At 73.5% G+C, this 24,668-nt stretch carries 22 protein-coding genes and 1 pseudogene; 16 read left to right on the forward strand and 7 right to left on the reverse strand.

Translation table 11 applies throughout. The features are described 5' to 3' along the window. Positions 1 to 61 precede the first annotated feature (61 nt). The 4 genes from ACFRAC_RS20285 (at position 62) to ACFRAC_RS20300 (ending at position 4,775) form a co-directional block, all read left to right on the forward strand. Positions 62 to 1,138, forward strand: a complete 1,077-nt coding sequence (locus ACFRAC_RS20285; RefSeq protein WP_382925448.1) for a glycine betaine/L-proline ABC transporter ATP-binding protein — start codon at positions 62 to 64, stop codon at positions 1,136 to 1,138. Then, positions 1,131 to 2,957 (forward strand): ABC transporter permease/substrate binding protein, encoded by a 1,827-nt coding sequence (locus ACFRAC_RS20290; RefSeq protein WP_382925451.1) that lies wholly within the window; start codon positions 1,131 to 1,133, stop codon positions 2,955 to 2,957. Before ACFRAC_RS20285 ends, ACFRAC_RS20290 begins: the two co-directional genes overlap by 8 nt. 529 nt (positions 2,958 to 3,486) lie before the next feature. Next, positions 3,487 to 4,056: a helix-turn-helix domain-containing protein gene (locus tag ACFRAC_RS20295; RefSeq protein WP_382925452.1), complete on the forward strand. Its 570-nt coding sequence runs from the start codon at positions 3,487 to 3,489 to the stop codon at positions 4,054 to 4,056. Further along, entirely contained in the window at positions 4,056 to 4,775 is a 720-nt protein-coding gene (locus ACFRAC_RS20300; RefSeq protein ID WP_382925454.1) for a helical backbone metal receptor, read from the forward strand. The genes ACFRAC_RS20295 and ACFRAC_RS20300 overlap by 1 nt, the downstream gene beginning before the upstream one ends. On the opposite strand, the gene ACFRAC_RS20305 is transcribed toward ACFRAC_RS20300, so the two are convergent. Continuing rightward, positions 4,687 to 5,814, reverse strand: coding sequence for a TDT family transporter (locus ACFRAC_RS20305; RefSeq protein WP_382925456.1), 1,128 nt, complete (start codon positions 5,812 to 5,814; stop codon positions 4,687 to 4,689). The genes ACFRAC_RS20300 and ACFRAC_RS20305 overlap by 89 nt on opposite strands. A 70-nt stretch (positions 5,815 to 5,884) precedes the next feature. On the opposite strand from ACFRAC_RS20305, the gene ACFRAC_RS20310 reads away from it, so the two are divergent. Further along, positions 5,885 to 6,808 (forward strand): LysR family transcriptional regulator, encoded by a 924-nt coding sequence (locus tag ACFRAC_RS20310; protein WP_382925457.1) that lies wholly within the window; start codon positions 5,885 to 5,887, stop codon positions 6,806 to 6,808. Between the two features lie 324 nt (positions 6,809 to 7,132). On the opposite strand, the gene ACFRAC_RS20315 is transcribed toward ACFRAC_RS20310, so the two are convergent. The 3 genes from ACFRAC_RS20315 to ACFRAC_RS20325 all read right to left on the reverse strand — a co-directional run bounded on the left by ACFRAC_RS20315 (position 7,133) and on the right by ACFRAC_RS20325 (position 10,276). Continuing rightward, positions 7,133 to 7,804, reverse strand: coding sequence for a gamma-glutamyl-gamma-aminobutyrate hydrolase family protein (locus ACFRAC_RS20315; RefSeq protein WP_382925627.1), 672 nt, complete (start codon positions 7,802 to 7,804; stop codon positions 7,133 to 7,135). A gap of 33 nt (positions 7,805 to 7,837) precedes the next feature. After that, entirely contained in the window at positions 7,838 to 9,283 is a 1,446-nt protein-coding gene (eat, locus tag ACFRAC_RS20320; RefSeq protein ID WP_382925458.1) for an ethanolamine permease, read from the reverse strand. Positions 9,284 to 9,529: 246 nt separating this feature from the next. Beyond that, entirely contained in the window at positions 9,530 to 10,276 is a 747-nt protein-coding gene (locus ACFRAC_RS20325; protein ID WP_382925460.1) for a FadR/GntR family transcriptional regulator, read from the reverse strand. An 86-nt stretch (positions 10,277 to 10,362) separates the two neighbouring features. Here ACFRAC_RS20325 and ACFRAC_RS20330 point away from each other — a divergent pair, with 86 nt between their 5' ends. The 3 genes from ACFRAC_RS20330 to ACFRAC_RS20340 are packed head-to-tail and all read left to right on the forward strand — an operon-like array spanning position 10,363 to position 13,900. After that, positions 10,363 to 11,721, forward strand: coding sequence for a glutamine synthetase family protein (locus tag ACFRAC_RS20330; protein WP_382925461.1), 1,359 nt, complete (start codon positions 10,363 to 10,365; stop codon positions 11,719 to 11,721). Between the two features lie 8 nt (positions 11,722 to 11,729). Next, entirely contained in the window at positions 11,730 to 13,121 is a 1,392-nt protein-coding gene (locus ACFRAC_RS20335; RefSeq protein WP_382925463.1) for an aldehyde dehydrogenase family protein, read from the forward strand. Next, positions 13,118 to 13,900, forward strand: a complete 783-nt coding sequence (locus tag ACFRAC_RS20340) for a 3-oxoacyl-ACP reductase (RefSeq protein WP_382925464.1) — start codon at positions 13,118 to 13,120, stop codon at positions 13,898 to 13,900. The genes ACFRAC_RS20335 and ACFRAC_RS20340 overlap by 4 nt, the downstream gene beginning before the upstream one ends. 50 nt (positions 13,901 to 13,950) lie before the next feature. Here the strand turns inward: ACFRAC_RS20340 and ACFRAC_RS20345 are convergent, their stop codons facing one another. Beyond that, the gene (locus ACFRAC_RS20345) at positions 13,951 to 15,153 is read right to left on the reverse strand and encodes an amino acid deaminase/aldolase (protein WP_382925466.1); all 1,203 of its coding nucleotides are present in this window, start codon (positions 15,151 to 15,153) and stop codon (positions 13,951 to 13,953) included. A 271-nt stretch (positions 15,154 to 15,424) separates the two neighbouring features. On the opposite strand from ACFRAC_RS20345, the gene ACFRAC_RS20350 reads away from it, so the two are divergent. Together ACFRAC_RS20350 and mycP are read left to right on the forward strand one after the other, a co-directional pair. After that, positions 15,425 to 17,203 carry a hypothetical protein gene (locus ACFRAC_RS20350; protein WP_382925468.1) on the forward strand — a complete coding sequence of 593 codons (1,779 nt, stop codon included), beginning with the start codon at positions 15,425 to 15,427 and terminating at the stop codon, positions 17,201 to 17,203. 44 nt (positions 17,204 to 17,247) lie between these two features. Then, positions 17,248 to 18,429 carry a type VII secretion-associated serine protease mycosin gene (gene mycP, locus ACFRAC_RS20355; protein WP_382925629.1) on the forward strand — a complete coding sequence of 394 codons (1,182 nt, stop codon included), beginning with the start codon at positions 17,248 to 17,250 and terminating at the stop codon, positions 18,427 to 18,429. Between the two features lie 3 nt (positions 18,430 to 18,432). Here the strand turns inward: mycP and ACFRAC_RS20360 are convergent, their stop codons facing one another. After that, positions 18,433 to 19,371, reverse strand: a complete 939-nt coding sequence (locus ACFRAC_RS20360; RefSeq protein ID WP_382925469.1) for a serine hydrolase — start codon at positions 19,369 to 19,371, stop codon at positions 18,433 to 18,435. A 149-nt stretch (positions 19,372 to 19,520) separates the two neighbouring features. Here ACFRAC_RS20360 and ACFRAC_RS20365 point away from each other — a divergent pair, with 149 nt between their 5' ends. Continuing rightward, positions 19,521 to 20,249 (forward strand): SseB family protein, encoded by a 729-nt coding sequence (locus ACFRAC_RS20365; RefSeq protein WP_382925471.1) that lies wholly within the window; start codon positions 19,521 to 19,523, stop codon positions 20,247 to 20,249. A 16-nt stretch (positions 20,250 to 20,265) separates the two neighbouring features. On the opposite strand, the gene ACFRAC_RS20370 is transcribed toward ACFRAC_RS20365, so the two are convergent. After that, positions 20,266 to 20,643 (reverse strand): DUF1844 domain-containing protein, encoded by a 378-nt coding sequence (locus ACFRAC_RS20370; protein WP_382925473.1) that lies wholly within the window; start codon positions 20,641 to 20,643, stop codon positions 20,266 to 20,268. A 338-nt stretch (positions 20,644 to 20,981) separates the two neighbouring features. On the opposite strand from ACFRAC_RS20370, the pseudogene infC reads away from it, so the two are divergent. The 5 genes and pseudogenes from infC to ACFRAC_RS20395 all read left to right on the forward strand — a co-directional run bounded on the left by infC (position 20,982) and on the right by ACFRAC_RS20395 (position 24,662). Beyond that, positions 20,982 to 21,699 (forward strand): annotated as a pseudogene (infC, locus tag ACFRAC_RS20375) (translation initiation factor IF-3). Positions 21,700 to 21,808: 109 nt separating this feature from the next. Continuing rightward, a complete protein-coding gene (gene rpmI / locus ACFRAC_RS20380) occupies positions 21,809 to 22,003 on the forward strand; it encodes a 50S ribosomal protein L35 (RefSeq protein ID WP_382925474.1) in 195 nt (64 codons plus the stop codon). Positions 22,004 to 22,105: 102 nt separating this feature from the next. After that, a complete protein-coding gene (gene rplT / locus ACFRAC_RS20385) occupies positions 22,106 to 22,489 on the forward strand; it encodes a 50S ribosomal protein L20 (RefSeq protein WP_004002577.1) in 384 nt (127 codons plus the stop codon). Between the two features lie 146 nt (positions 22,490 to 22,635). Then, positions 22,636 to 23,484, forward strand: coding sequence for a TrmH family RNA methyltransferase (locus tag ACFRAC_RS20390; protein ID WP_382925476.1), 849 nt, complete (start codon positions 22,636 to 22,638; stop codon positions 23,482 to 23,484). Positions 23,485 to 23,537: 53 nt separating this feature from the next. Continuing rightward, entirely contained in the window at positions 23,538 to 24,662 is a 1,125-nt protein-coding gene (locus ACFRAC_RS20395; protein WP_382925478.1) for an ATP-binding protein, read from the forward strand. Positions 24,663 to 24,668: the final 6 nt, after the last annotated feature.

Raw genomic sequence — 24,668 nt, forward strand, 5'->3', positions numbered from 1 at the left:
CTCCCTGCGCAACTGTTGCGCAGGCCGCTCCGTTCACCTGCCGTCGAGACAAGAGGTACCCGTGTCATCCAGGCTTGAGGCCGACCATCTGTTCAAGGTGTTCGGCAGACGACCGGACCAGGCCGTCGAACGGCTCCGCCAGGGAGCCGACCGTGAGGAGCTGCGCGCCGACGGCACCACCGCCGCCGTGATCGACGCGTCCTTCACGGTCGAACCCGGCCAGATCTTCGTCGTCATGGGCCTGTCCGGCTCCGGCAAGTCCACCTTGCTGCGCATGCTGAACGGCCTGCTGGAGCCGACCGCGGGCCACGTCCGCTTCGACGGGCAGGACCTGACGGCGCTCGGCGACCGAGAGCTGCGCGACGTCCGCGCCCACAAGATCAGCATGGTCTTCCAGCACTTCGCTCTCTTTCCGCACCGCAGCGTCCTGGAGAACGCGGCCTACGGCCTGGCTGTGCAGGGGGTACCCCGCGCCGAGCGGGAGAAACGCGCCGCCGAGGCACTGCGGCTGTGCGGCCTGGGCGGCTGGGAGAAGTCCTGGCCCGACGAGCTGTCCGGCGGTATGCAGCAGCGCGTGGGCCTCGCCCGCGCCCTCGCCACCGACGCCGACCTGCTGCTCATGGACGAGTCCTTCAGCGCGCTCGACCCGCTGATCCGCCGTGACATGCAGGACCAGCTCCTCCAGCTCCAGAAGCGCCTGAAGAAGACGATCGTCTTCATCACCCACGACCTCAACGAGGCCATGCGGCTCGGCGACCGCATCGCCGTCATGCGCGACGGGCGCATCGTGCAGACCGGCACCGCCGAGGACATCCTGCTGCGCCCCGCGAACGACTACGTCGCCTCCTTCATCCAGGACGTCGACCGCTCCCGCGTGCTCACCGCGAGCGCGCTCATGGACACCGCCGTCACCGCGGACACCCCGCTGTGCGCGTGCGAGACCGCGACCCCCGACACGACGTTCGCCGAGCTGTGCGCCATCAGCACCCGGCTGACGCACCGCGTCTCGGTCGTGGACGAGTCGGGCCGGGTCGTCGGCGTCGTACCGCGCCGCCGGCTCATCGGCTTCCTCGGCGACGAGAGCGCCGATCCCTCCCCCTGCGACAACCCCGAGGGGAAGGTGACCGCCCGTGCCTAGGCTGCGTCTCGGCGACTGGGCCGACTCCGGTGTCGACTGGCTCGTCGCCCACATGGGCTGGCTCTTCGACGCCGTCAAGGCCGTCGTGGAAGGCATGTACGACGGTGTGAACACCGTCCTGACCGCACCCGAGCCCCTGCTCCTCGCGGGCATCCTCGCCGTGCTGGCCTGGTGGCTGCGCGGACTGGTCGCGGGCGTCCTCGCCTTCGCCGGATTCGCCCTGATCGACTCGCTCGACCTGTGGGACCGGGCGATGTCCACGCTGGCCCTGGTACTGGTCGCGACCGTCATCGCCCTGGTGATCTCGGTCCCGCTGGGCATCTGGGCGGCCCGCTCCAGGACGGTCGGCGCGGTGCTGCGGCCCGTCCTGGACCTGCTCCAGACGATGCCGTCGATGGTGCTGCTCATCCCGGCCATCCTGTTCTTCGGGCTGGGCACCGCCGCCGGTGTCATCGCCACCCTGATCTTCGCGCTCGCCCCCGGCGTCCGCATGACCGAGCTGGGCATCCGGCAGGTCGACGGCGAGCTGGTGGAGGCCGCCGAGGCCTTCGGCACCACGCCCCGCGACACCCTGCTGCGCGTCCAGCTGCCGCTGGCCCTGCCGACGATCATGGCGGGCGTCAACCAGGTCATCATGCTGAGCCTGTCGATGGTCGTCATCGCCGGCATGGTCGGCACCGGCGGCCTGGGCGGCGCGGTCAACGAGGCCATCGGCCAGCTCGACATCGGGTTCGGCTTCGAGGCGGGCGTCGGCATCGTCGTCCTCGCCATCTACCTCGACCGCGTCACCGGCGCGCTCGGCACGCGGATCTCCCCGCTCGGCCGCCGCAGCGCCGCCAAAGCCGGCGTGACCGGCACCCGCATGGTCTGGAACCACCGGCCGCGCCCGGTCGTCGCGGTGGCCGGCGTCGCCGTGCTGGCCCTCGTCGCGGGAGGAATGGGCGTGTTCCGCCCCTCCTCCGGCACCACCGAGGCGTCCGCCACGAACATCGGTGAGGGCCGGCAGATCAAGCTCGGCTACATCCCCTGGGACGAGGGCATCGCCTCCACGTTCCTGTGGAAGGAGCTGCTGGAGCGGCGCGGCTTCGACGTCACGACCAGCCAGTACGCCGCCGGGCCGCTCTACACCGGCCTCGCCACCGGGCAGATCGACTTCCAGACCGACTCCTGGCTGCCCGTCACGCACGAGGAGTACTGGAAGAAGTACGGCGACAAGCTCGACGACCTCGGCTCCTGGTACGGCCCCACCTCGCTGGAGCTCTCCGTCCCCTCGTACATGAAGGACGTGAACTCGCTCGAGGACCTGAAGAACAAGTCCGCCGACCTCAAGGGAAAGATCGTCGGCATCGAGCCGAGCGCCGGGATGATGGGCCTGCTCAAGGACAAGGTCCTCAAGGAGTACGGCCTGGAGGGCTCGTACGACGTCGTGGACGGCTCCACGCCCGCCATGCTCGCCGAGCTCAAGCGGGCGTACGCCAAGAAGGAGCCCATCGTCGTCACGCTCTGGTCGCCGCACTGGGCGTACAGCGACTACGACCTGAAGAAGCTTAAGGACCCCAAGGGCGCCTGGGGCACGGGCGACGAGGTGCACACCCTCTCCCGCGACGGCTTCGCCGAGGACAACCCCGAGGTCGGCGCGTGGCTGAAGGACTTCTCCATGACGGAGAAGCAGCTCACCGGTCTGGAGTCGGAGATCACCAAGGCCGGCAAGGGCAAGGAGCAGGACGCCGTGCGCGCCTGGCTGGACCGCAACCCCGGGCTGGTCGACAAGTGGGCCCCGGTCGCCGGACCCGAGCACAAGAGCCAGGCGGCCGGGTGACCTGACGGACCCGACCGCCGCCCCCGAGGGGCGGGTCCCGCCGTACGTTCTTCCCCTTCGTACGGCGCGCCCGCCCCTCGGGGTTTTCCGTCTGCGGGGCGGCACCACCCCTACGAAAAGGATCCGGCCAACCACGCAGGGCGACCTTCCGCGCCGGACCTGGGTCCCTGAACGCCGCTGCCCCGGGCCGACTTCACCGCCGGGCACGCGGCCGGCCCGGCCCCGGGAGCTGGGCCGTCGGTCCCCGGCGCCGCGGGAACACGGGGGGCGGCAGGCGCATTGAACAAGGCAGCGGGTCATGTCCGCCGTGCCGGAGGCCGGGCACGCGTCCCGGCCCGTGAAGCGTCCGGCGGCCGGTGGTGCCGGCGCGATCCGGCGGGTCGCGCTCCCCCTGATGTGCCGTCGATGTGACGGGCGCATGAAACGGTTTGCCGAACATGCGTAGGGTGCAGAGAACCCAACGAAAGGTGCGCGCCGGACGGCCGGCGCGGAGCGGACGGACCGGCGAGCGAAGGAGGGAGCCGAAGCGATGGGCGACCACAAAGAGCAGCCCCTCCGGGTGGGCGCGGCGGTGCGCCGGCGCCGTCGTGCCCTGAACCTGACGCTGGCCGTCGTGGCCGGGCGCAGCGGCCTGTCCGTGCCCTTCCTCAGCCAGGTCGAGAACGACCGGGCGCGCCCCAGCCAGAGTTCCCTGGAGAAGGTCGCCGACGCGCTGCGCACGACCGCCGTGGAACTCCTCGCCGCCGCCGACCCGGCGTGCAGCGTCGACGTCGTCCGGGCCGACACCATCGACCCGGCCCCGGAGCCGCGCACCCGGTCCCTGGTGCGCGGTCACCACCAGATGCACGCCTCCGAGTACACCGGCGACCACGACGCCGGCCGGGAACTGCAGCACCGCAACGACCAGTTGATGTACGTCGCCGACGGTGCCGTGGAGATCGAGGCCGAGGGTCGCGCCTACCGCCTGGGCCGCGGCGACACCCTGTATCTGACCGGCGGGGTGCGCCACCGGTGGCGGGCGACCGTGCCGGAGACCCGGATCGTCGTCGTCGCCGTGGCCGAGCACATCGAGGCGGTCCGGGACCGGCCGCGCCGCTGATGCGCGTCGTCTCCCTGGTGCCGTCGCTGACGGAGGCCGTCGCCGTGTCGGCGCCCGGCCTCCTCGTCGGCGCCACCGACTGGTGCACCCACCCCCACGGACTGGACGTCACCCGGGTCGGCGGCACCAAGAACCCCGCGCTCGACCGGATCACCGCCCTCGCGCCCGACCTGGTGGTCGCCAACGAGGAGGAGAACCGCGCCGCCGACCTCGACGCGCTGCGCGCCGCGGGCGTCGGTGTCCTGCTGACCGAGGTGCGGGACGTGCCCGCGTCCTTCCGTGAACTGGCGCGGGTGCTGGAGGCGTGCGGGGTGCGGACGCGCCCGCGGTGGCTGGACGAGGCGGAGGCCGCCTGGGCGTCCCCGTCCGGGCTCCCACGCCGGGTGACGGCCGTCGTGCCGGTGTGGCGGCGGCCCTGGATGGTGCTGGGCCGTGACACCTTCGCCGGGGACGTCCTCGCCCGCCTCGGCGTGGACCACCGGTACGCCGGCCACCCGGACCGCTACCCGCGCGTCCCGCTGGACGACCTGCGCGCGGCGGCCCCCGACGTGGTCGTCCTCCCCGACGAGCCGTACCGCTTCACGGCCGGCGACGGACCCGAGGCGTTCGCCCCGCTGCCCTGCGCACTCGTCAGCGGACGGCACCTGACGTGGTACGGACCGTCACTGGCCGAGGCGCCACGGGTGCTGGCCGGGGCGCTGCGAGGAGCGCTCCGCTGAGCAGCCCGCGCGCGGTGCGCACGGAGGCGACGGCCCAGGCGGCGACCAGCAGGCCGTACAGGCCCACGGCGAGCCCCTCGTAGACGAACAGCCCGGTGTGCCGGGCGAGCGCCGCAGCGCCGGTGACACAGGTGCCGACCGGGAAGGTGAACGCCCACCAGGTCATCGCGAAGCCCATGCCGTGCCGCCGGGCCCGTACGACGTGCGCGGCGGCCAGCCCCAGCCACAGCAGCGCGAAACCCATCACGGGCACGCCGTAGAGCACGGCGAGCACACCGAAGCCGTCGGCGTACGGGGCGGGCAGCGCCCCCGGGGCGGCGTCAGCGAACGCGCCGACGGCGGTCGTGGACTGCCCGAGCGGCCCCAGCACCAGGAACAGCGACGGCGTCAACGCGAGCGGCAGCGGACCTCCGGTGATCACCCGGGCGAAGACGAGCGGCAGCATCAGCGCGGTGGCGAGCAGACTCAGTCCGAACAGCGCCACGCAGCCCAGCAGCAGCGTCCGGCGAACCTGACCCGGCGGCAGATGCGGCACGAGGAGCGGACCGGCCGCCGCCGCCACCATGGGCGCGACCAGCGGCAGCAGCCACACGGGCGTCGCCTGGGCCGCCTCGGCCCGGTGCCGTACGGCCATCAGGTACGGGACGGCGACGGCCGCCGCCAGCCCGGTCGCCGTACCGGCGGTGAACAGCACGGCGTCCAGGCCGAGCGCGGCCCGGTCGCCGATCCACACGCGGCCGGCGGTGAGGGCCCCGCCGCCGACGGCGAGCAGGGCCATCGACAGGCAGCCGTAGAACGGGGCCACCGCCGGGTCGAGGAGATGGGCACGGGCCTGGTCGCGGTGGTGGGCCCAGTGCAGGGCGCGGGCCGAAAGCAGGGCGAGGAGCAGCAGCAGCGACAGCGCCCAGACGGCCGCGCAGACGGTGCGCAGGCCCGGGACGCGGGGCACGGGCAGCGCCGCGCCCGCGGTGGCGACGGCGGCGGTGCCCATGACGGCGGCGTACCAGTGGGGTCCGAGGTGACGGACGGCGGTGACCATGGCCTCAGCGTCGGGGTGTTGCGCCCGGCCCACCAGGGAGTCTCTCCCTATGGCGACATAAACTGACCTTATGAGCGAGCAGCCGGGGGAGACGTACCGTGCCGGGTCCGTGGCGCACCGCGTCCCCGATCTGGGCGCGATGGAACTGCTGCTGGCGGTGGCGCGGCTGGGCAGTCTGGGCGGGGCGGCGCGGGAGCTGGGCATCACGCAGCCGGCGGCGAGCAGCCGGATCCGCTCCATGGAACGCCAGTTGGGGGTCGCGCTGGTGGACCGGTCGCCGCGCGGCTCACGGCTGACCGACGCCGGGGCGCTGGTGACGGACTGGGCGCGGCGGGTCGTGGAGGCGGCGGAGGCGTTCGACGCCGGGGCACAGGCCCTGCGCGTACGGCGGGACTCGCGGCTGCGGGTCGCGGCGAGCATGACCATCGCGGAGTACCTGCTGCCGGGGTGGCTGCTCGCCCTGCGCGCCCAGCGGCCGGACACGGCGGTGTCCCTGCACGCCGGGAACTCGGCGGCCGTGGCGGAGCGGCTCCTGGCCGACGAGGCGGACCTCGGGTTCGTCGAGGGGCTGACCGTGCCGACCGGGCTGGACTCGGTCGTCATCGCCCACGACAACCTGATCGTGGTGACCGCGCCGGGACACGCCTGGTCGCGGCGGCGCCGGCCGCTGGACGCGGCGGAGCTCGCGGCGACCCCGCTGATCCTGCGGGAGAAGGGCTCGGGCACCCGGCAGGTCCTGGACGCGGCACTGGGCGGACTGGCCCGGCCGCTCATCGAACTGTCCTCGACGACGGCGGTCAAGGCGGCCGCTGTCAGCGGAGCCGGTCCGGCGGTCCTCAGCGAACTCGCGGTGGGGGAGGAACTGGCCATGCGCCGTCTGGTCGGCATCCCGCTGGCCGGCGTCTCCCTGGCCCGTGACCTGCGAGCGGTCTGGCCGACGGGCCACCGTCCGGTGGGCCCGGCACGGGACCTGCTGTCGCTGACGCGGGGGTGAAGGGGGCTCCGCCCAGGGGACCGGCCGCTTGCGGCCGGCGCGGGGCGCGGCCCCCTTATGCGCTGGGTCGATCACCCGCCCCGCCCGCACCCCAGGAGCCTTTGGCCCGTGCCCGGCGGCGCCTGACTACGCCGGTCGGCGAACGCCTTCCGTCGGGGGGACGGGCGGCTGCCGTCGGCTCGACGGGGACGGCCGGCCGCGACCGGCGCAGCGCCGAGGAGGTCGACCACGCCCGGCCGGGCGGCCGATGGGCGCCGGTACCGCCGCCCGGGACCGGGCGCGCAGGTGGGGCAGTCGCCGGATCGGCGGCCCGTGGGCCGCGTATCAGCCGCCCGCCGCCTCCACCAGCGCCCGCATGACCCGCACGTCGTCGTCCATCTCCGGGTGCCACTGCACGCCCAGGACCCAGCCGACGGAGGGGAGTTCCACCGCCTCCACCGTGCCGTCGGCCGCGTGGGCCGAGGGGACCAGACCCTCGCCGAGGCGGTCGACGGCCTGGTGGTGGTAGGTCGGTACGGTCGTCTCCTCCGGGACGGCGGCGGCGTACAGGGTGCCCGGCACCGGCTTGACGGGGTGGCCGCCGAAGACGCCCACGACCTCCGCGTGCCCGTCCAGGTGCTGGACGAGCGTCCCGCCGAGGGCGACGTTCAGCAGCTGCATGCCCCGGCAGATCCCGAGCAGCGGGATCCCCGCCGCCAGCGCCGCGTCGATCAGGGCCAGCTCCCAGACGTCGCGGTCCGGCGCCGGCGGGCCCGTGCGGGGGTCGCGCTCGGCGCCGTAGCGGACCGGATCGACGTCCGGGCCGCCCGCGACGACCAGCCCGTCCAGCCGGGCCACGGCGGCCGCCGCGTGCTCGGGGTCGTCCGGCGGCAGCATCGCGGCCAGGCCGCCCGCCCGCTGCACCAGCCGCGGGTAGCCCACCGGCAGCAGGGCCGCCTCCAGCTCCCACACGCCCCAGCGCGCCCCGACCTCCATATAGGTGCTGACCCCGATCAACGGCCTGCTCACGACCGCTCCTTCCCGCTGTGCTCAGTCCCGCGTCAACTCTGCCTCGGCCGCCGCCAGCGCCGCGAACTCCTCCTCCGGTGCCTTCGCCACCAGGTGCTTGCGGCTGTACAGCCCGAAGTAGGCCACGGCCACGGCGTACACCGCGAGCGCGATGAGCGCGGCCGTCACGTCCACCAGGAACGTCGCCACCAGCGCCGCGCACGCCAGCACCAGCGCGACGGAGGAGGTCACCACCCCGCCCGGCGTCCGGTACGGCCGCGGCAGCCCGGGCTCGCGGCGGCGCAGCACGATGTGCGACAGGGACATCAGCGCGTAGGAGATCGTCGCGCCGAAGACGGCGATGTTCAGCATCCGGGCGCCGTTGCCGGACGCCGCCGCCAGCAGGAAGCCGATGCTGCCGGGCACGAGCAGGCCCAGGTAGGGCGCCTTGCGGCGGCTGGTGAGGGACAGGAAGCGGGGCAGGTAGCCGGCGCGGGACAGCGCGAACAGCTGCCGGGAGCCCGCGTAGATCAGGGAGAAGAAGGAGGCCACCAGCCCGGCCAGGCCCGCGTAGTTGACGATCCGGCTCAGCGTGGTCGCCTCGCCGTCCGGCTGGAGGGCCTCGACGAGCGGGTTGCCCGCGTCCTGGATCGCGGACGAGCCGCGCGCCCCGGCCGCCGCGAAGAAGGTCACCACGGCCAGGACCACCAGCACGCCCATCGACCAGCGGATGGCCCGCGGCAGCGTCCGGGCCGGCTCCTTGGTCTCCTCCGCGGCCAGCGGCACGCCCTCCACGCCCAGGAAGAACCACATGCCGAAGGGGAACGCCGCCCAGATCCCGAGGAGACCGAACGGCAGCCACGAACTCGACCCGGCGGCCGACGGGTCCACCGGGATGTCGTCCAGCGCGCCGAAGGAGAACTCGGGCAGCGCCGACAGGGCGAACACGACCAGGGCCGCGACCGCGATGCCGGTGACGACGAAGCTGAACCGCAGCGCCTCGCCCACGCCCCACAGATGGATGCCGAGGAAGATCGCGAAGCACACCAGGTACAGCGGCCAGCCCGACTCCAGGCCGAACAGGCCGAGCGACTCGACGTAGTCGCCGATGAAGATGACGATGGCGGCGGGCGCGAGCACGTACTCGATGAGGATGGCCGTACCGGTGAGGAAGCCGCCCCAGGGACCGAGCGCCCGGCGGGCGAAGCCGTAGCCGCCGCCGGCCGTCGGCAGGATCGAGGACAGCTCGGCGAGCGCGAACACCATGCACGCGTACATCGCGCCCATGAGCACCATGGCGATCGCCAGGCCGCCGAAGCCGCCCTCGGCCAGGCCGAAGTTCCAGCCGGAGTAGTCACCGGAGACCACGTAGGCGACGCCGAGACCGGTCAGCAGCACCCAGCCGGCGCTGCCGCGGCGCAGCGCTCTGCGGCTGAGATAGTCGTCCGCCTCCGCGGCGGACGGGGTGTCGGTGGATTCCTGGGACATGTGCGGACTCCCCACAGGGCGACGGGCGCGGACTGTTCCGGGCACGGTGGGGTCGACGACCGGGCTCCGGCGCAATGGAATGGATCCATACCTTTGCGGTCGCCGTCCGGGGAAGGCAAGCCCCGTGCGTTAATCGCCCGTAAAACCTTCCTCGGCCGCCCCCGGTCACGCCTCGGTTCCCGATCAACCCGGTCCGCGATCAACCCGGTCCGCGATCGACTCCGCCGAGGAAGCCCGCGCCATCGCTCAGCCGAGGAAGCCCCGCAGCAGCGCCGCCGTGCCCGCGCAGTGCTCGCGCATGATCTCCCGCGCCTCCTCGGCGTCGCCCTCGATCACGGCCTCCACCAGCGCGCTGTGCTGACGCTGCGAGTGCTCCAGGTTGCGCACCAGCAGTGGGATGCAGTCCAGCAGGTCGTTGACGCTGGCGCGGACGGCCGCGTACTGCGCGGTCAGCGTGCTGGAGCCGGACAGCTCGGCCAGGGTCAGGTGCAGCAGCGTGTCCAGCCGCCGGTACTCGCTCAACGGGGCGTCGTGCGTGCGGGCCAGCGCCTCGCGCAGCCGGTCCGCCTGCTTCTCGTCCAGCCCGTGCGCCGCGCACAGCCCGGCCGCGCCCACCTCCAGGACCTCACGGAAGCGCAGCGCGTCCTCCACGTCGACGTCTTTCAGCCGGCGCCGCAGCTCCTCCTCGCCGGGCGTCTCGGTGCGCGGCAGCACGAAGGTGCCGCCGTAGCGGCCGCGCCGCGACTCGACCAGCCCCTGGTCCTGGAGGACCTTCAGCACCTCGCGCAGCGTCACCCGGCTGATCCCCAGCCGCTCGGCCAGCTCCCGCTCCGCCGGCAGCCGCTCCCCGCCCGGCACCAGACCCAGCCGGACGACCTGGAGAACCTGCTCCAGGGCCTCCTCGAAGCCGTTGCCGGCCCGCACCGGCCGCAGGACCGACGTCAGCCGGTCGGCGGCCCCGGGCGCCCCGTGCCCCGTGTCCGTCCGCGACATGTCACCGGACCCCCTTCCCAATCAATGGTCTTGCGCAATACCTTATGGCTCCCGGCTGACCGAAGTAGCCGAATGGAGGCTCTCCCGTGGCAGACCGCACACCCCCGCTGAGCGTCGAGGAGCTGCGCGCCCTCGTCGCCGGTGGTGAGATCGACACTGTCGTCCTGGCCTTCCCCGACATGCAAGGCCGGCTCCAGGGCAAGCGGTTCGCCGCCCGGTTCTTCCTCGACGAGGTCCTGCACCACGGCACCGAGGGCTGCAACTACCTGCTCGCCGTCGACACCGAGATGAACACCGTCGAGGGCTACGCCATGTCCTCCTGGGACCGCGGCTACGGCGACTTCGCCATGCACCCGGACCTCACCACCCTGCGCCGCGTCCCCTGGAACGCCGGCACCGCGATGCTGATCGCCGACCTCGCTTGGGAGGACGGCTCGCCCGTGGCCGCCGCACCCCGCCAGATCCTGCGCCGCCAGCTGGAGCGCCTCGCCGAGCACGGCTACACGGCGAACGTCGGCACCGAGCTGGAGTTCATCGTCTTCAAGGACACCTACGAGCAGGCGTGGGACGCGGGCTACCGGGGTCTCACCCCCGCGAACCAGTACAACATCGACTACTCGGTGCTGGGCACCGGCCGCATCGAGCCCCTGCTGCGCCGCATCCGCAACGAGATGGCGGCCGCCGGGCTCACCGTGGAGTCCGCCAAGGGCGAGTGCAACCCCGGCCAGCACGAGATCGTCTTCCGGTACGACGCGGCCCTGGTCACCTGCGACCAGCACGCGATCTACAAGACCGGCGCCAAGGAGATCGCCGCCCAGGAGGGCGTCTCGATCACCTTCATGGCCAAGTACAACGAGCGCGAGGGCAACTCCTGCCACATCCACCTCTCGCTCGCCGACGCCGACGGCGACAGCGTCATGGCCGGACCCGACGGCATGTCCGAGGTCATGCGGCACTTCCTGGCCGGTCAGCTCGCCGCCCTGCGTGACTTCTCCCTGCTGTACGCACCCAACATCAACTCCTACAAGCGGTTCGCGCCGGGCTCCTTCGCGCCGACCGCCGTCGCCTGGGGCCGCGACAACCGCACCTGTGCCCTGCGCGTCGTCGGCCACGGCCGCTCGCTGCGCTTCGAGAACCGGCTCCCCGGCGGCGACGTCAACCCGCACCTCGCCGTCGCCGGACTCGTCGCCGCCGGTCTGTACGGCATCGAGCAGAAGCTGGAACTGCCCGAGCCCTGCCCCGGCAACGCCTACACCGCCGACTTCGAGCACGTCCCCACCACGCTGCGCGAGGCCGCCGAACTCTGGGAGAACAGCCCCATCGCCAAGGCCGCCTTCGGCGACGAGGTCGTCGCGCACTACCGCAACATGGCGCGCGTCGAACTCGACGCCTTCGACGCCGCGGTGACCGACTGGGAGCTGCGCCGCTCCTTCGAACGCATGTGAGGCCCTTCTTGTCCGACCAGCTCCAGGCATCCGACCGGCTCCAGGTACTGAACCCGGCCACCGAAGAGGTCGTCGCCACCGTCCCGGCCACCGACGCCGCCGGCGTGGACGCGGCCGTCGTACGCGCCACGAGGGCGCAGGCCGTATGGTCCGCCCTCGCGCCCGGCGAACGCGCCCGCCTGCTGCGCCGGTTCGCCGCCACCGTCGACGACCACCTCGAGGAACTGGCCCGCCTCGAGGTCGCCGAGGCCGGGCACACCCTCGGCAACGCCCGCTGGGAGGCGGGCAACGTCCGCGACCTGCTCGACTACGCGGCCGGGGGAGTGGAGCGGCTCACCGGCCGGCAGATCCCGGTCGCCGGCGGCCTGAACGTGACGATCCCCGAACCCCTCGGCGTCGTCGCCGTCATCGCCCCCTGGAACTTCCCCATGCCGATCGCCGCCTGGGGCACCGCCCCCGCGCTCGCGGCCGGCAACGCCGTCCTGCTCAAGCCCGCCGAGACGACGCCGCTGACGGCCCTGCGGCTGGCGGAACTCGCCCTGGAGGCCGGGCTGCCCGAAGGGCTGTTCCAGGTCCTGCCCGGCCACGGCCCGGTCACGGGCGACGCCCTGGTCACCCACCCGGGCGTCGCGAAGATCGTGTTCACCGGCTCCACCACCGTGGGCAAACAGGTCCTGGCGAAGGGCTCCGCCCTGCTCAAGCGCGTCACCCTCGAACTCGGCGGCAAAAGCCCCAACATCGTCTTCGCCGACGCCGACCTCGAAGCCGCCGCGGCCGCCGCGCCCCTGTCCTTCCTCGACAACTCCGGCCAGGACTGCTGCGCCCGCACCCGCATCCTCGTCCAGCGCTCCGTCCACGACCGCTTCCTGGAACTGCTGGCCCCGGCGATCGAGGCCGTGCGGGTCGGCGACCCGGCCGAGGAGCAGACCCAGATGGGCCCGCTGATCTCCCGCGCCCAGCTCGACCGGGTCCGCTCCTACGTCGACCCGCGGGCGCCCGGCATCCGCGGCAAGGCGCCCGAGGGGCCCGGCTTCTGGTTCCCGCCGACCGTCCTCACCGGTGTCGACCCGCGGGCGAGAGTGGCCGTCGAGGAGGTCTTCGGCCCCGTCGCCGTGGTCCTGCCCTTCGAGGACGAGGCGGACGCCGTACGACTGGCCAACGCCACCGACTACGGCCTGTCCGGCTCCATCTGGACCCGCGACGTCGGCCGCGCCCTGCGCGTCTCGCAGGCCGTCCGCGCCGGCAACCTGTCCGTCAACTCCCACTCCAGCGTCCGCTACTGGACCCCGTTCGGCGGATTCAAGCAGTCCGGCATCGGCCGTGAACTGGGACCGGACGCCCTGACCGCCTTCACCGAGACCAAGAACGTCTTCATCAGCACGGAGGGCTCCGCACAGTGACCGAAGCAATCGTGTGCCGTCGCCTCGTCGGCCGTACGGCCGTCATCACCGGAGCCGGCAGCGGCATCGGCCTCGCCACCGCCCGCCGGTTCGCCTCCGAAGGGGCGCACGTCGTCTGCGGCGACATCGACGAGCAGCGCGGCAAGGCCGTCGCCGAGGAGGTCGGCGGGACGTTCGTGAAGGTCGACGTCACCGACGCCGAGCAGGTCGAGGCGCTGTTCAGGACCGCGAACGACACCTACGGCAGCGTCGACATCGCCTTCAACAACGCCGGTATCTCACCGCCGGACGACGACTCCATCCTGGAGACCGGCCTGGAGGCGTGGAAGCGGGTCCAGGAGGTCAACCTCACCTCCGTCTACCTGTGCTGCAAGGCCGCCATCCCCTACATGCGGCGGCAGGGCAAGGGCTCCATCATCAACACGGCGTCCTTCGTGGCCCGGATGGGCGCCGCCACCTCCCAGATCTCCTACACGGCCTCCAAGGGCGGCGTCCTCGCCATGTCCCGGGAACTGGGAGTGCAGTTCGCCCGCGACGGCATCCGGGTCAACGCCCTGTGCCCCGGGCCGGTCGACACCCCGCTGCTGCGGGAGCTGTTCGCCAAGGACCCCGAGCGGGCCGCCCGGCGCCTCGTCCACATCCCCGTCGGCCGGTTCGCCGAGGCCGACGAGATCGCCGCCGCCGTCGCGTTCCTGGCCAGCGACGACTCGTCCTTCGTGAACGCCACCGACTTCCTGGTCGACGGCGGGATCTCCGGGGCGTACGTCACCCCGCTGTAGCCCGGCGCCCCGTCCGGCCGGATAGGAGTGCCCCTTTCCGGCCGGTCCGGCTACAGGAACGTGTGACCCTCGCCCCGGTACGTCGGCACCGTCTCCGTCACCGTGTCGCCCTGGACGAGATGCAGCGCGTCGAACCGCTCGCACAGCTCCCCGGCCTTGGCGTGCCGGAACCACACCTTGTCCCCGATCAGCAGATCGTCGGCCGGGGAGCCGAGCAGCGGGGTCTGCACCTCGCCGGGCCCCTCCTGCGGGTCGTACCGCAGGCCCTCGGGCAGGTACGGCACCGGCAGCCGGTCCCTGCCCGCGACGCCGGAGGCGGGGTAGCCGCCGCCGAGCACGGTCACCACACCGACCCCCGGTCGGCGCACCACCGGCTGCGCGAACAGCGCGGCCGGACGCCCGCTGAAGGACGTGTAGTTGTCGAACAGTCGCGGCACGTACAGCCCCGAACCGGCCCCGATCTCGGTGACGCACTCCTCGGCGGCCGTGAACTGCACGCTGCCCGTCCCGCCGCCGTTGACGAACTCCAGCCCCGGCACCACGTCCCGGACGGCCCGCACCACCGCGGCCCGCCGCTCCGCCAGCTCCCGGCGGGCCGTGGCCTGCATCAGCCGGACGGCACGCGAGCGCAGCGGCCGCCCCGGCACGGAGTCCCCGACACCGGCGACGTGCCCCTCGTACGCCATGATCCCGACCACCTCGAAGCCCGGCCGGCGGGCCACCGCCCGGGCCATGTCGGCGACCTGGGCGGGGGAGTGCAGCGGCGACCTGCGGGCACCGACCCGCATCCGGCCGCCGAAGGGCCTCAGCGAGGTGTCCAACTCCAGGCAGACCCGCACCACTTCACGGCCACCCGAGCGGGACTCGTCGATCAGCCGCAGCTGCGCCGGGTCGTCGATCATCACGGTGACCGCGGCCGCGAGCTTGGGATCATTCGTCAGCTCGGCGAAGCGGGCCCGGTCCGCGGACGGATAGGCCAGCAGGACGTCGTCGAAACCGGACCGCGCCAGCCACAGGGACTCGGCGAGGGTGAACGACATGACACCCGCGAAGCCGTCCTTCGCGAGGACGCGTTCGAGCAGCGCCCGGCAGCGCACGGACTTGCTCGCGACCCGGATCGGCTTGCCGCCGGCCCGGCGGAGCATGTCGTCCGCGTTGGCGTCGAAGGCGCCCAGGTCCACGATCGCGAGAGGGGCGTCGAGATGGGCGGTGGCCCGGTCGTAACGGGCCCGGTCGGCGGCGCGCGCAGTCATGAACGAAGCCTGCCAGACCGGATTACCGCAGGGTAGGGGGACGTTCCGGGCAGATGCACACGGGGTCGCGGACTGGTTCCCTCTCGCCCGGCATCAACCCGTAGAGTGACGCGCACGCAAGGGGAACGCCACCGGTCGCGCACCGCGCCGGGATGACGCTCCCCGGGTGCGGGTATGCGTGCCTGGTCGGGAAAGTCCATCGGGCGGACCGGCACCGGGGACGACGGCCCGTGGACGAGGACGGGCCCGGACACGAGGAAACGGGGGGTGCATGAGCACGGAAGCGCGCCGCGCCCCCATCCCGCCTCGCCCCGCCACGCCGCCGCCCCCGGCGGCCCCGCCCCCTCCGCCGACACCGCCCCGCCCCACGGAGCCCCCGGCTCCTTCGGACGACTCCTCGGCCCCTTCCCCGCCCCCCGGCGACAGCACCCCGCCTCCGCCCCGCGCCTCGGCCCGCTTCCCGGACGCCCCTCCGACGGCGGGCCGCGAGCCCGCACATCCGACGACGGCCCCTCGGACCGCCGGGTACGAGAGCGCGCCCCGGCAGTCCCCGGCCACCGCCGGCCCTGGCGCCGGCACGTCGTCGCCCGCCGGGCGCGAGCGGCGGGACGCCTCGCCGACCGCCGGGTACCAGAGTGTGCCCGCGCAGTCCTCGGCCCACCCGGCCGCTTCCCGCCCCGGCACCGGTACTCCGACGCCCGCCGACGGCGAGCGCCGGGACGGCATTGCGGCGGGCGGATATCCGGGCACGGCCGCCCGCCGGGACGCCTCGCCGACGGCCGGGTACGAGAGCGCGCCCCAGCAGTCCTCGGTCACCGCCGGCCCTGGCGTCGGCACTGCGTCGCCCGCCGGGCGCGAGCGCCGGGACGGCACCGCGGCGGGGGGATACCCGGGTGCCCCCGCGCGCTCGGCCGGTCCCGCGCCCGGGGAAGCCCCCGACCGGGCCGCCCCCCGCCCTCCGGCGCCACGGCAGCCCGAGCGGGCCCCGCAGCCGCGCCGGGGCGGTGCCCCCGCGGAGACGTCCGCCGAGACCACGTTCCGGCTCCGGCCCGTCCCCAGCGAGCCGTCGGCGGCCGCCGGAGGCACCGGCACGCCCACCCGGCCGGCGCCCGGCGCGTTCGGCGCGCCCCCCGTGCCGCCGCGGAACCCCTCCACCGGGCACGCCCCCGGAGTCTTCGCGCCCGACCCCTCCCACTCCTGGAACGCGCCGACGCCTCCGCCCCCCGGACGGCCCGTCGTGTCGTTCGGGGAGCCCGAGGGGTACGACGAGCGGGCCCGGCCGCGCCCCCTCGGCCTGCGCATCCGGCCCCGGACCGCCCTGGCCGCCGCCTGCGTCGTCCTGGGCCTCGGGCTCATCGGCGGCGCCCTGACGGGGAGCTGGCTGGTCGGCGAGCCCGGCGACGACGGCGCCCAGGGCACCTTCGCCGCGGCCGGGAGTCTGTGGCACAGCATCCCCGTCGACCGGCTGTTCCCGCCGACCGTGGACGGCAAGGGCGCCGGTCCCGGCGGCGCGGACCGGACCTGGACGCGGATCGCCGTGGCCCCCGACACCGGCTGCGCGAACGCCTTCGACCCGCTGCTGCGCAAGGCCCTCACCCCGGCCGGCTGCCGGCGCCTGCTGCGCGCCACCTACATCGACGCCACCCAGAGCCACGTCACCACCGTCGGCCTGCTGTTCACCAAGGCCGACCCGGCGACCATGCGCTCGCTCGACACCCGCTTCACCCGGGACGGCCTCGACCGGCGCGCCGATCTGGTCCCGCGCCCCTACGCCCCCCAGGGGACCCTGGCCGCCGGCTTCGGCGACGCGCAGCGGGCCGCCTGGACCGTCTCCGTCCTCACCGACGCGCCCGTGGTCGTCTACGCCGTCTCCGGCTGGGCCGACGACCGCGTGGTCGCCCGGCCCGAGCCCGCCGAGGAGGCCATGCGCGCCGGCGCCACCTCCGCCGTGGCCCAGGCCGGACTCGGCCACGAGGCGCGGGGCCTCGCCGACCGCGTCGAGCGCACCCTGCGCAGGGACGTCGGCCCCTCCGCGGAGCCGTCGTCGTGACCGCCCCCGTGAACAAACCGGCGCCCACCGCCGTGACCAGAGCTGTGAAGACCTTCCTGACCCGGCGCACCGCCCCCCTCGCGACCCTGCTCGGCGCCTGCCTGGCCGTCCTGCCCGCCACCACCGCGCACGCCGACTCCATACGGGCCCAGCAGTGGGCCCTGGAGGCCATGCACACCCAGGAGGCCTGGCGCACCACCAAGGGCGCGGGCGTCACCGTCGCCGTCCTCGACACCGGCGTCGACAACGACCACCCCGACCTCGCGGGCAACGTCCTCACCGGCAAGGACATGGTCGGCTTCGGTGCCGAGCGCGGCGACTCCGTCTGGGCCCGGCACGGCACCGCGATGGCCGGCATCATCGCCGGTCACGGACACGGCGAGGGCAACGGCGACGGCGTCATGGGCATCGCCCCCGAAGCCAGGATCCTCCCCGTGCGGGTCATCCTCGAGGACGGCGACCCCTCCCGCGCCAAAGCCCGCACCACCCGTGGCAACGCCCTCGCCGAGGGCATCCGCTGGGCCGCCGACCACGGCGCCGACGTCATCAACCTCTCGCTCGGCGACGACTCCAAGTCCGCCCACCCCGAGGCCGGCGAGGACGAGGCCGTCCAGTACGCGCTGGGCAAGGGCGCCGTCGTCGTCGCCTCGGCGGGCAACGGCGGCGAGAAGGGCGACCACATCTCCTACCCGGCCGCCTACCCGGGCGTCATCGCCGCGACCGCCGTCGACCGCTACGGCACCCGCGCCTCCTTCTCCACCCGCCGCTGGTACGCCACCGTCAGCGCACCCGGCGACAAGGTCGTCATCGCCGACCCGGACCGCAAGTACTACGAGGGCTGGGGCACGAGCGCGGCGGCCGCCTTCGTCTCCGGGGCGGTCGCCCTGATCAAGGCCGCCCACCCTTCACTGACCCCGGCCCAGGTCAAGAAGCTCCTGGAGGACACGGCCCGCAACGCCCCCACCTCCGGCCGCGACGACTCCCGCGGCTACGGCTTCGTCGACCCGGCCGCGGCTCTCGCGAAGGCGGCCCGGATGAAGCCGCGGCAGCTGAAGCCGGTGGCGCACAGCGAGGAGTACTTCGGCGCGGGCCCCGACGCCGCCACCTCCGACGACGGACCGGCGGGCTGGACGGCCTGGCTCGCGGGCGGCACCGGAGTCGTCCTCCTCGGCGCGGCCGTCGCGGTCTGGCGCGGGCGGCGCGGCCGCTTCGGCCTCCGGGCGTAGCGCTCAGTCCGCTGCCCCGTCATCCCCGGAGAACACCGACACCGCGGCCACCGCCGCCGCCTCCACCACGGAGATCCCCCGCGCCTGGGTCGTATGACGGTCCGACAGTACGGCCACCAGCAGCTCACGGCCCCCGGCCGTCACCCGCCCGACGCTGTTGACGTCCCACAGGCCGGTGGCCGTACGCGGCAGCCAGCCGTTCTTCAGCGCCCACCCGGAGCCGTCGGCCGCCGCCGACACACCCCAGCGCTGCCCCTCGGCGATCCGGCCCATCAGCGTGCGCATATACGCCCGCGACGCCGCGCCCAGCTCCGAGTCCTCCCCGAACACCTGCCGCAGCAGCCGGAGCCGGTCGGCGGCCGTGGTGCGGGTCAGCCCCCACAGCATGCCGTCGCCGCCGTCGGTCCCCGTGAGGCCGAACCGCTGGTTCGCGGCTTCGAGCCCGGCGGCCCCGCCGATCGCCCGCCACAGCCGGGACGCGGAGGCGTTGTCGCTGTGCTCGATCATCGCGGCAGCGTCCGCCCGCTCCGCCGCCGTCAGCCCCCGGCCCGCGTCCTGGGCGCGCAGCAGCAGCGCGCACAGGATGTCGACCTTGACGACGCTCGCCGTGTCGAAGGCGCCTGTCCCGTACGTGGCGCTCTCCCCGGACGCCAGGTCCAGCACCCCGACCGACAGTCGGGCCCCGTCCGGGACGTCGACCGCCCGCAGGGCGCGCGCGAGCAGCGCGTCGCGGTCCACCGTCGGCCGTGCCACACGCTCCACCGCGGCCTCCTCACCTGCCGGCGGCGAGGCGGACCCGGACGCCGCCGCGGACGACGACGATACGGTCCCGGCCGCCCGGTGCGCCCGGGACGTCCCGTGGACCGTGCCGGCGAGGACGACGACGGCGGCGAGGGCGCCGCACAGCAGCGGGCGAGCGCGGCGGGGTGGGGAGGACTCCATGGCCGCGATCGTGGGCGCCCCAGCTGAGCGCGCCGTTAGCCGCAGGTTAGAGCCGTGTCAGAAAAACGGTCTCCGCCGCCCTCTGCGTCACGCGTGGGTTTCCGGACCCGCACAAGCGCAGCAGGATCCCCCCGATAGGGTCGGTGACCGTGGCGAACAAGAACATTCCCGACTCCCCCTTCTCCGACGACGACGGCTCCGCCGACCCCGCGCTGAGTGCCGCGCTCGCCGCCTGGGCCGAGGACCGCTCCGCCGAGGGCCCCGTTCTGCGGGCGCTCAGGGAGGCCCGGCTGCTCGTCCCGGTCGTGGCCGTGCTCGGCGAGGTCGAGGAGGACGAGAACGGTCTGCGCCGGGAGAAGACCAGCGACATGGCCGTCCCGACCCTGAAGGCCGGGAACCGCACCGCGCTGCCCGCGTTCACCTCCACGGAGTCCCTCGCCCGCTGGGACCCGGCCGCCCGCCCGGTCGCGGTCCCGCTGAGCTCGGCCCTGGAGGCCGCCGCGCACGAGAAGGCGGACACGATCGTCCTGGACCTGGCCGGACCGGTGCCCTATGAGCTGACCGGACGCTCCCTGCTGGCGCTGGCCGAGGGACGGACGAGCACGGACCCGCTCGCCGACCCGGCCGTACGGGACGCCGTACGGGCCGTCGTCGCCGCGGAGCCCGCCGTCCTGCGCGCCCACCTCGGGCCGGGCCGGGCCGACGGCACCCTGGCCCTCGTGATCGACGCGGCCGAGCCCGCGGAGGCGGCGCGCTCGGTCGCCGAGCGGCTGGCCGCCGACGAGACACTGAGGGCCCGCCTGGTGCGCGGCCTCGACCTGGCACTGCTGCCGGCCGGGACCACGCCGCCGGGCGAGCCCCTGTACGTGCGCGGATGAACGGAAACGGAACGGCTCAGCCGTAGACCGGACCGGTGTACTTCTCGCCCGGTCCCTGGCCCGGCTCGTCGGGGACGACGGAGGCCTCGCGGAAGGCGAGCTGCAGCGACTTCAGGCCGTCGCGCAGCGGGGCGGCGTGGAAGGAGCTGATCTCGGTGGTGCTCGCGTCCAGCAGGCCGGCGAGGGCGTGGATCAGCTTGCGGGCCTCGTCGAGGTCCTTGTACTTGTCGCCCTCCTCGGTCAGACCGAGCTTCACGGCGGCCGCGCTCATCAGGTTGACCGCGACCGTCACGATCACCTCGACCGCCGGCACCTCGGCGATGTCGCGGGTCATGGCGTCGAAGTCGGTGGGGCCGGAGGTCTCGGGGCTGTCCGAGGGGGAGGTGTCACTCATGCCCCACACGATAGGCCCCGGTGCGGGCCGGTTAGCGCCGCCCCCGGGTTGATGCTAACCTTGTGTAATGACCGGCTGGAGAGTCATGTAACCAGCCCACAAGTGGAGGCTCCGATCTCCCACCTGACCGTCCCCCGGGACGGCGGGTCACCCCCGGTCAGGCGGCCACCATCGTTCCGTACGGACGATGGAGTCGCCCGAATCGCGCCCCGCGGCATCGCGGCGGTGCTCCGGAAGTGCTTTGGAGCCCCGCCTGTGATCGTCCGGGGCATTTTTTGTGCTTCGGCGCGGTTAGGTCTTGTCTAGAAGAGACATACGCGACGGTCCGCCAGACCGCCGTGTGGTGCTAACCGAGGAGGATCCATCAGCGCCGAGCCCCGCATCAACGACCGGATTCGCGTTCCCGAGGTGCGACTTGTCGGTCCCAGTGGCGAGCAGGTGGGCATTGTCCCGCTGGCCAAGGCACTGGAGCTTGCGCAGGAGTACGACCTGGACCTGGTCGAGGTCGCGGCGAACGCCCGTCCGCCCGTGTGCAAGCTCATGGACTACGGGAAGTTCAAGTACGAGTCGGCCATGAAGGCCCGTGAGGCGCGCAAGAACCAGGCGCACACGGTCATCAAGGAGATGAAGCTCCGGCCGAAGATCGACCCGCACGACTATGACACCAAGAAGGGTCACGTCGTTCGGTTCCTCAAGCAGGGCGACAAGGTCAAGATCACGATCATGTTCCGTGGTCGCGAGCAGTCCCGGCCCGAGCTGGGCTACCGACTGCTGCAGCGTCTCGCGGAGGACGTCCAGGACCTCGGTTTCGTCGAGTCGAGCCCGAAGCAGGACGGCCGGAACATGATCATGGTTCTCGGTCCGCACAAGAAGAAGACCGAGGCGATGGCTGAGGCCCGCCAGGCGCAGGAAGCCCGCAAGGCAGAAGCGAAGGCCAACCCCGGCAAGTCGCAGAACGCCGCGGAAACCGAGAACGCCGCGGAGTCCGAGAACGCCGCGGAGTCCGAGAACGCCGTGGAGTCCGAGACTCCTGCCGAGGCCTCCGCCGAGGCGTGATCCCGGGGGACACCGTCCCCAGGACATAACCGACAAACGAGCGACGCTCCACCGTGCCCGGTTTCACGACCGGGCACCGGAGCGCCACCCACGAGGAGAGAACGGCGCTATGCCGAAGAACAAGACGCACAGCGGTGCCAGCAAGCGCTTCAAGATCACCGGCTCCGGCAAGGTGCTCCGTGAGCGCGCCGGCAAGCGCCACCTGCTCGAGCACAAGTCGTCCCGTGTGACGCGTCGCCTCACCGGCAACGTCGAGATGGCCCCGGGCGACGCCAAGAAGATCAAGAAGCTTCTCGGCAAGTGACGTACGCGGCGCTCGGCCTGAGCGCCGTACGTCTGGACCGGGACCCCATCGATTCCGGGCCGTGTGAGTCCCACCGCGGCCCCGCTACAAGGAGTTAAACAAGTGGCACGCGTCAAGCGGGCAGTCAACGCCCACAAGAAGCGCCGGGCGATCCTCGAGCAGGCCTCCGGCTACCGCGGTCAGCGTTCGCGCCTGTACCGCAAGGCCAAGGAGCAGGTCACCCACTCGCTGGTCTACAACTACAACGACCGCAAGAAGCGCAAGGGTGACTTCCGCCAGCTGTGGATCCAGCGCATCAACGCCGCTGCCCGCGCGAACGGCATCACGTACAACCGCTTCATCCAGGGTCTGAAGGCCGCGAACGTCGAGGTCGACCGCAAGATCCTGGCCGAGCTGGCCGTCAACGACGCCGGCGCGTTCGCCGCGCTCGTCGAGGTCGCCCAGAAGGCGCTCCCGAGCGACGTCAACGCCCCGAAGGCGGCGTGACGCCGCGCCGGCTCTGAGCTGACGCCGAAGGACCCGCAGGCTGCGAGCCTGCGGGTCCTTCGATTGCCCGCCCGGCTGTCCGCGACCCCGTCGCACCCCGCGTCGACGCCCGCCGCGTCGAGACCCCGCAGAAGGTGATGGAACCCATGGCGCCCCCCGCCCCCGAGCTGATCTCCCCCCGTTCGCAGCGCGTGCTGGCCGCGCGGCGCCTGGCGAAGCGGAACTTCCGGGGCAAGGAGCGGCTGTTCCTGGCCGAGGGGCCGCAGGCCGTACGGGAGGCCGCCGCGTGCGGCGACACCCTCGTCGAGCTGTTCGCCACCGTCGAGGCGGCCGAGCGGTACGCCGACATCATCGGCGAGGCACGGACCGCCGGCGCCCGGGTGCACCTGGCCGACGAGCAGGTGATCGCCGACATCTCCACCACGGTGACGCCCCAGGGGCTCGTCGGCGTCTGCCGGTTCGTCGACACCCCCTTCGAGGAGATCCTCGCCGCCCGGCCCAAGCTGGTCGCCGTCCTCGCCCATGTCCGCGACCCCGGCAACGCCGGGACCGTGCTGCGCTGCGCCGACGCCGCGGGCGCCGAGGCCGTCGTGCTCACCGACGCCTCCGTCGACCTCTACAACCCCAAGGCCGTACGGGCCTCCGTCGGCTCCCTGTTCCATCTGCCGGTCGCCGTAGGCGTGCCCGTGGAGCGGGCCGTCGCCGGTCTCAAGGACGCCGGGGTGCGGGTCCTCGCCGCCGACGGCGCGGGCGACCACGACCTCGACGCCGAGCTCGACGAGGAGACCATGGGCGGGCCCACCGCCTGGGTGTTCGGCAACGAGGCCTGGGGGCTCCCGGAGGAGACCCGCGCGCTGGCGGACGCCGTCGTGCGCGTCCCCATCCACGGAAAGGCCGAGAGCCTGAACCTCGCCACCGCCGCAGCCGTATGTCTCTACGCGTCGGCCCGTGCACAGCGCGCCTCCGGAGGGTGCCGCTCTGTCACCGAGAGCTAGTAGGGTGACCAGCTCGGGGGCCCCTCAGCCGTCGTGAGAGGTGGGGTACGGGGATGAGTGTCGGCACGAGCAGCGCACCGGGGACACCACAGGTGCGGCCGCCTGCCGAAGCCACCGCCGGGCTCGGCGTCGACCCCGACGACCTGCCCGACGGCCTCGTCGTCGCCGACGAGCACGGGCACGTGATCTGCTTCAACGCCGCCGCCGAACGCATCACCGCCGTCCCGGCCGCCACCGCCCTCGGAGAGCGCCTGGAGACGGCGCTGCCGCTGGAGGACCTGGAGGGCCGGCGCTGGTGGCAGCTGACCGACCCCTACGGCGGCCTCGCCATCCGCAGCAGGCAGCCCGAGCGCAACCTGCTGCTGCCCGGCGGCCGCGAGGTGCTGGTCGCGGTCCGTTACGTCCGCGCCGAGCCGGCCGGCCCCGTCCGCCGGGTCGTCGTCTCGCTGCGCGACACCGAGGCCCGCCGCCGCACCGAGCGCAGCCACGCCGAGCTGATCGCGACCGTGGCGCACGAGTTGCGCTCGCCGCTCACCTCCGTCAAGGGCTTCACCGCGACCCTGCTCGCCAAGTGGGAACGCTTCACCGACGACCAGAAGCGGCTGATGCTGGAGACCGTCGACGCCGACGCCGACCGGGTCACCCGGCTCATCGCCGAACTGCTCGACATCTCCCGGATCGACAGCGGCCGCCTCGAGGTGCGCCGCCAGCCCGTCGACATCGGCGCGGCCGTCGGACGGCACATCCAGGCGTACGTCGCCGCCGGGCAACCCGCCGACCGGTTCCTGCTGCGCGTCGAGCAGCCGCTGCCCGCGCTGTGGGCCGACCCCGACAAGATCGACCAGGTGCTCAGCAACCTCATCGAAAATGCCGTGCGGCACGGCGACGGAACGGTCACCATTGACGTCACGGCCTCGCCGTCCCCCCGCGAGGGAGAGGACACCGGCACGTCGGTCACCGTGAGCGACGAAGGCCCCGGCATCCCGGAGGAGTCCATGAACCGCGTCTTCACCCGCTTCTGGCGGGGCAGCAAGCGCGGCGGCACCGGCCTCGGGCTCTACATCGTCAAGGGCATCGTCGAGGCCCACGGCGGCACCATCACGGTCGGGCGCGCCCCTGGGGGCGGCGCGCGGTTCCGATTTACGTTGCCCGTGGCGGCACCGGCATATCTCACCTGAGAGCCG

Source organism: Streptomyces sp. NPDC056628 (genome assembly GCF_042792555.1).
Taxonomy (GTDB): Bacteria; Actinomycetota; Actinomycetes; order Streptomycetales; family Streptomycetaceae; genus Streptomyces.

What these genes read in the sequence shown, in the direction of transcription:
- ACFRAC_RS20350 (WP_382925468.1), top strand. Translation starts at nt 15,425, where the DNA reads ATGAGCACGGAAGCGCGCCGCGCCCCCATCCCGCCTCGCCCCGCCACG.
- ACFRAC_RS20305 (WP_382925456.1), bottom strand. Translation starts at nt 5,814, where the DNA reads ATGGTCACCGCCGTCCGTCACCTCGGACCCCACTGGTACGCCGCCGTC.
- ACFRAC_RS20345 (WP_382925466.1), bottom strand. Translation starts at nt 15,153, where the DNA reads ATGACTGCGCGCGCCGCCGACCGGGCCCGTTACGACCGGGCCACCGCC.
- eat (WP_382925458.1), bottom strand. Translation starts at nt 9,283, where the DNA reads ATGTCCCAGGAATCCACCGACACCCCGTCCGCCGCGGAGGCGGACGAC.
- ACFRAC_RS20390 (WP_382925476.1), top strand. Translation starts at nt 22,636, where the DNA reads ATGGCGCCCCCCGCCCCCGAGCTGATCTCCCCCCGTTCGCAGCGCGTG.
- ACFRAC_RS20300 (WP_382925454.1), top strand. Translation starts at nt 4,056, where the DNA reads ATGCGCGTCGTCTCCCTGGTGCCGTCGCTGACGGAGGCCGTCGCCGTG.
- ACFRAC_RS20360 (WP_382925469.1), bottom strand. Translation starts at nt 19,371, where the DNA reads ATGGAGTCCTCCCCACCCCGCCGCGCTCGCCCGCTGCTGTGCGGCGCC.
- ACFRAC_RS20395 (WP_382925478.1), top strand. Translation starts at nt 23,538, where the DNA reads ATGAGTGTCGGCACGAGCAGCGCACCGGGGACACCACAGGTGCGGCCG.
- rpmI (WP_382925474.1), top strand. Translation starts at nt 21,809, where the DNA reads ATGCCGAAGAACAAGACGCACAGCGGTGCCAGCAAGCGCTTCAAGATC.
- ACFRAC_RS20310 (WP_382925457.1), top strand. Translation starts at nt 5,885, where the DNA reads ATGAGCGAGCAGCCGGGGGAGACGTACCGTGCCGGGTCCGTGGCGCAC.
- ACFRAC_RS20295 (WP_382925452.1), top strand. Translation starts at nt 3,487, where the DNA reads ATGGGCGACCACAAAGAGCAGCCCCTCCGGGTGGGCGCGGCGGTGCGC.
- ACFRAC_RS20325 (WP_382925460.1), bottom strand. Translation starts at nt 10,276, where the DNA reads ATGTCGCGGACGGACACGGGGCACGGGGCGCCCGGGGCCGCCGACCGG.
- ACFRAC_RS20370 (WP_382925473.1), bottom strand. Translation starts at nt 20,643, where the DNA reads ATGAGTGACACCTCCCCCTCGGACAGCCCCGAGACCTCCGGCCCCACC.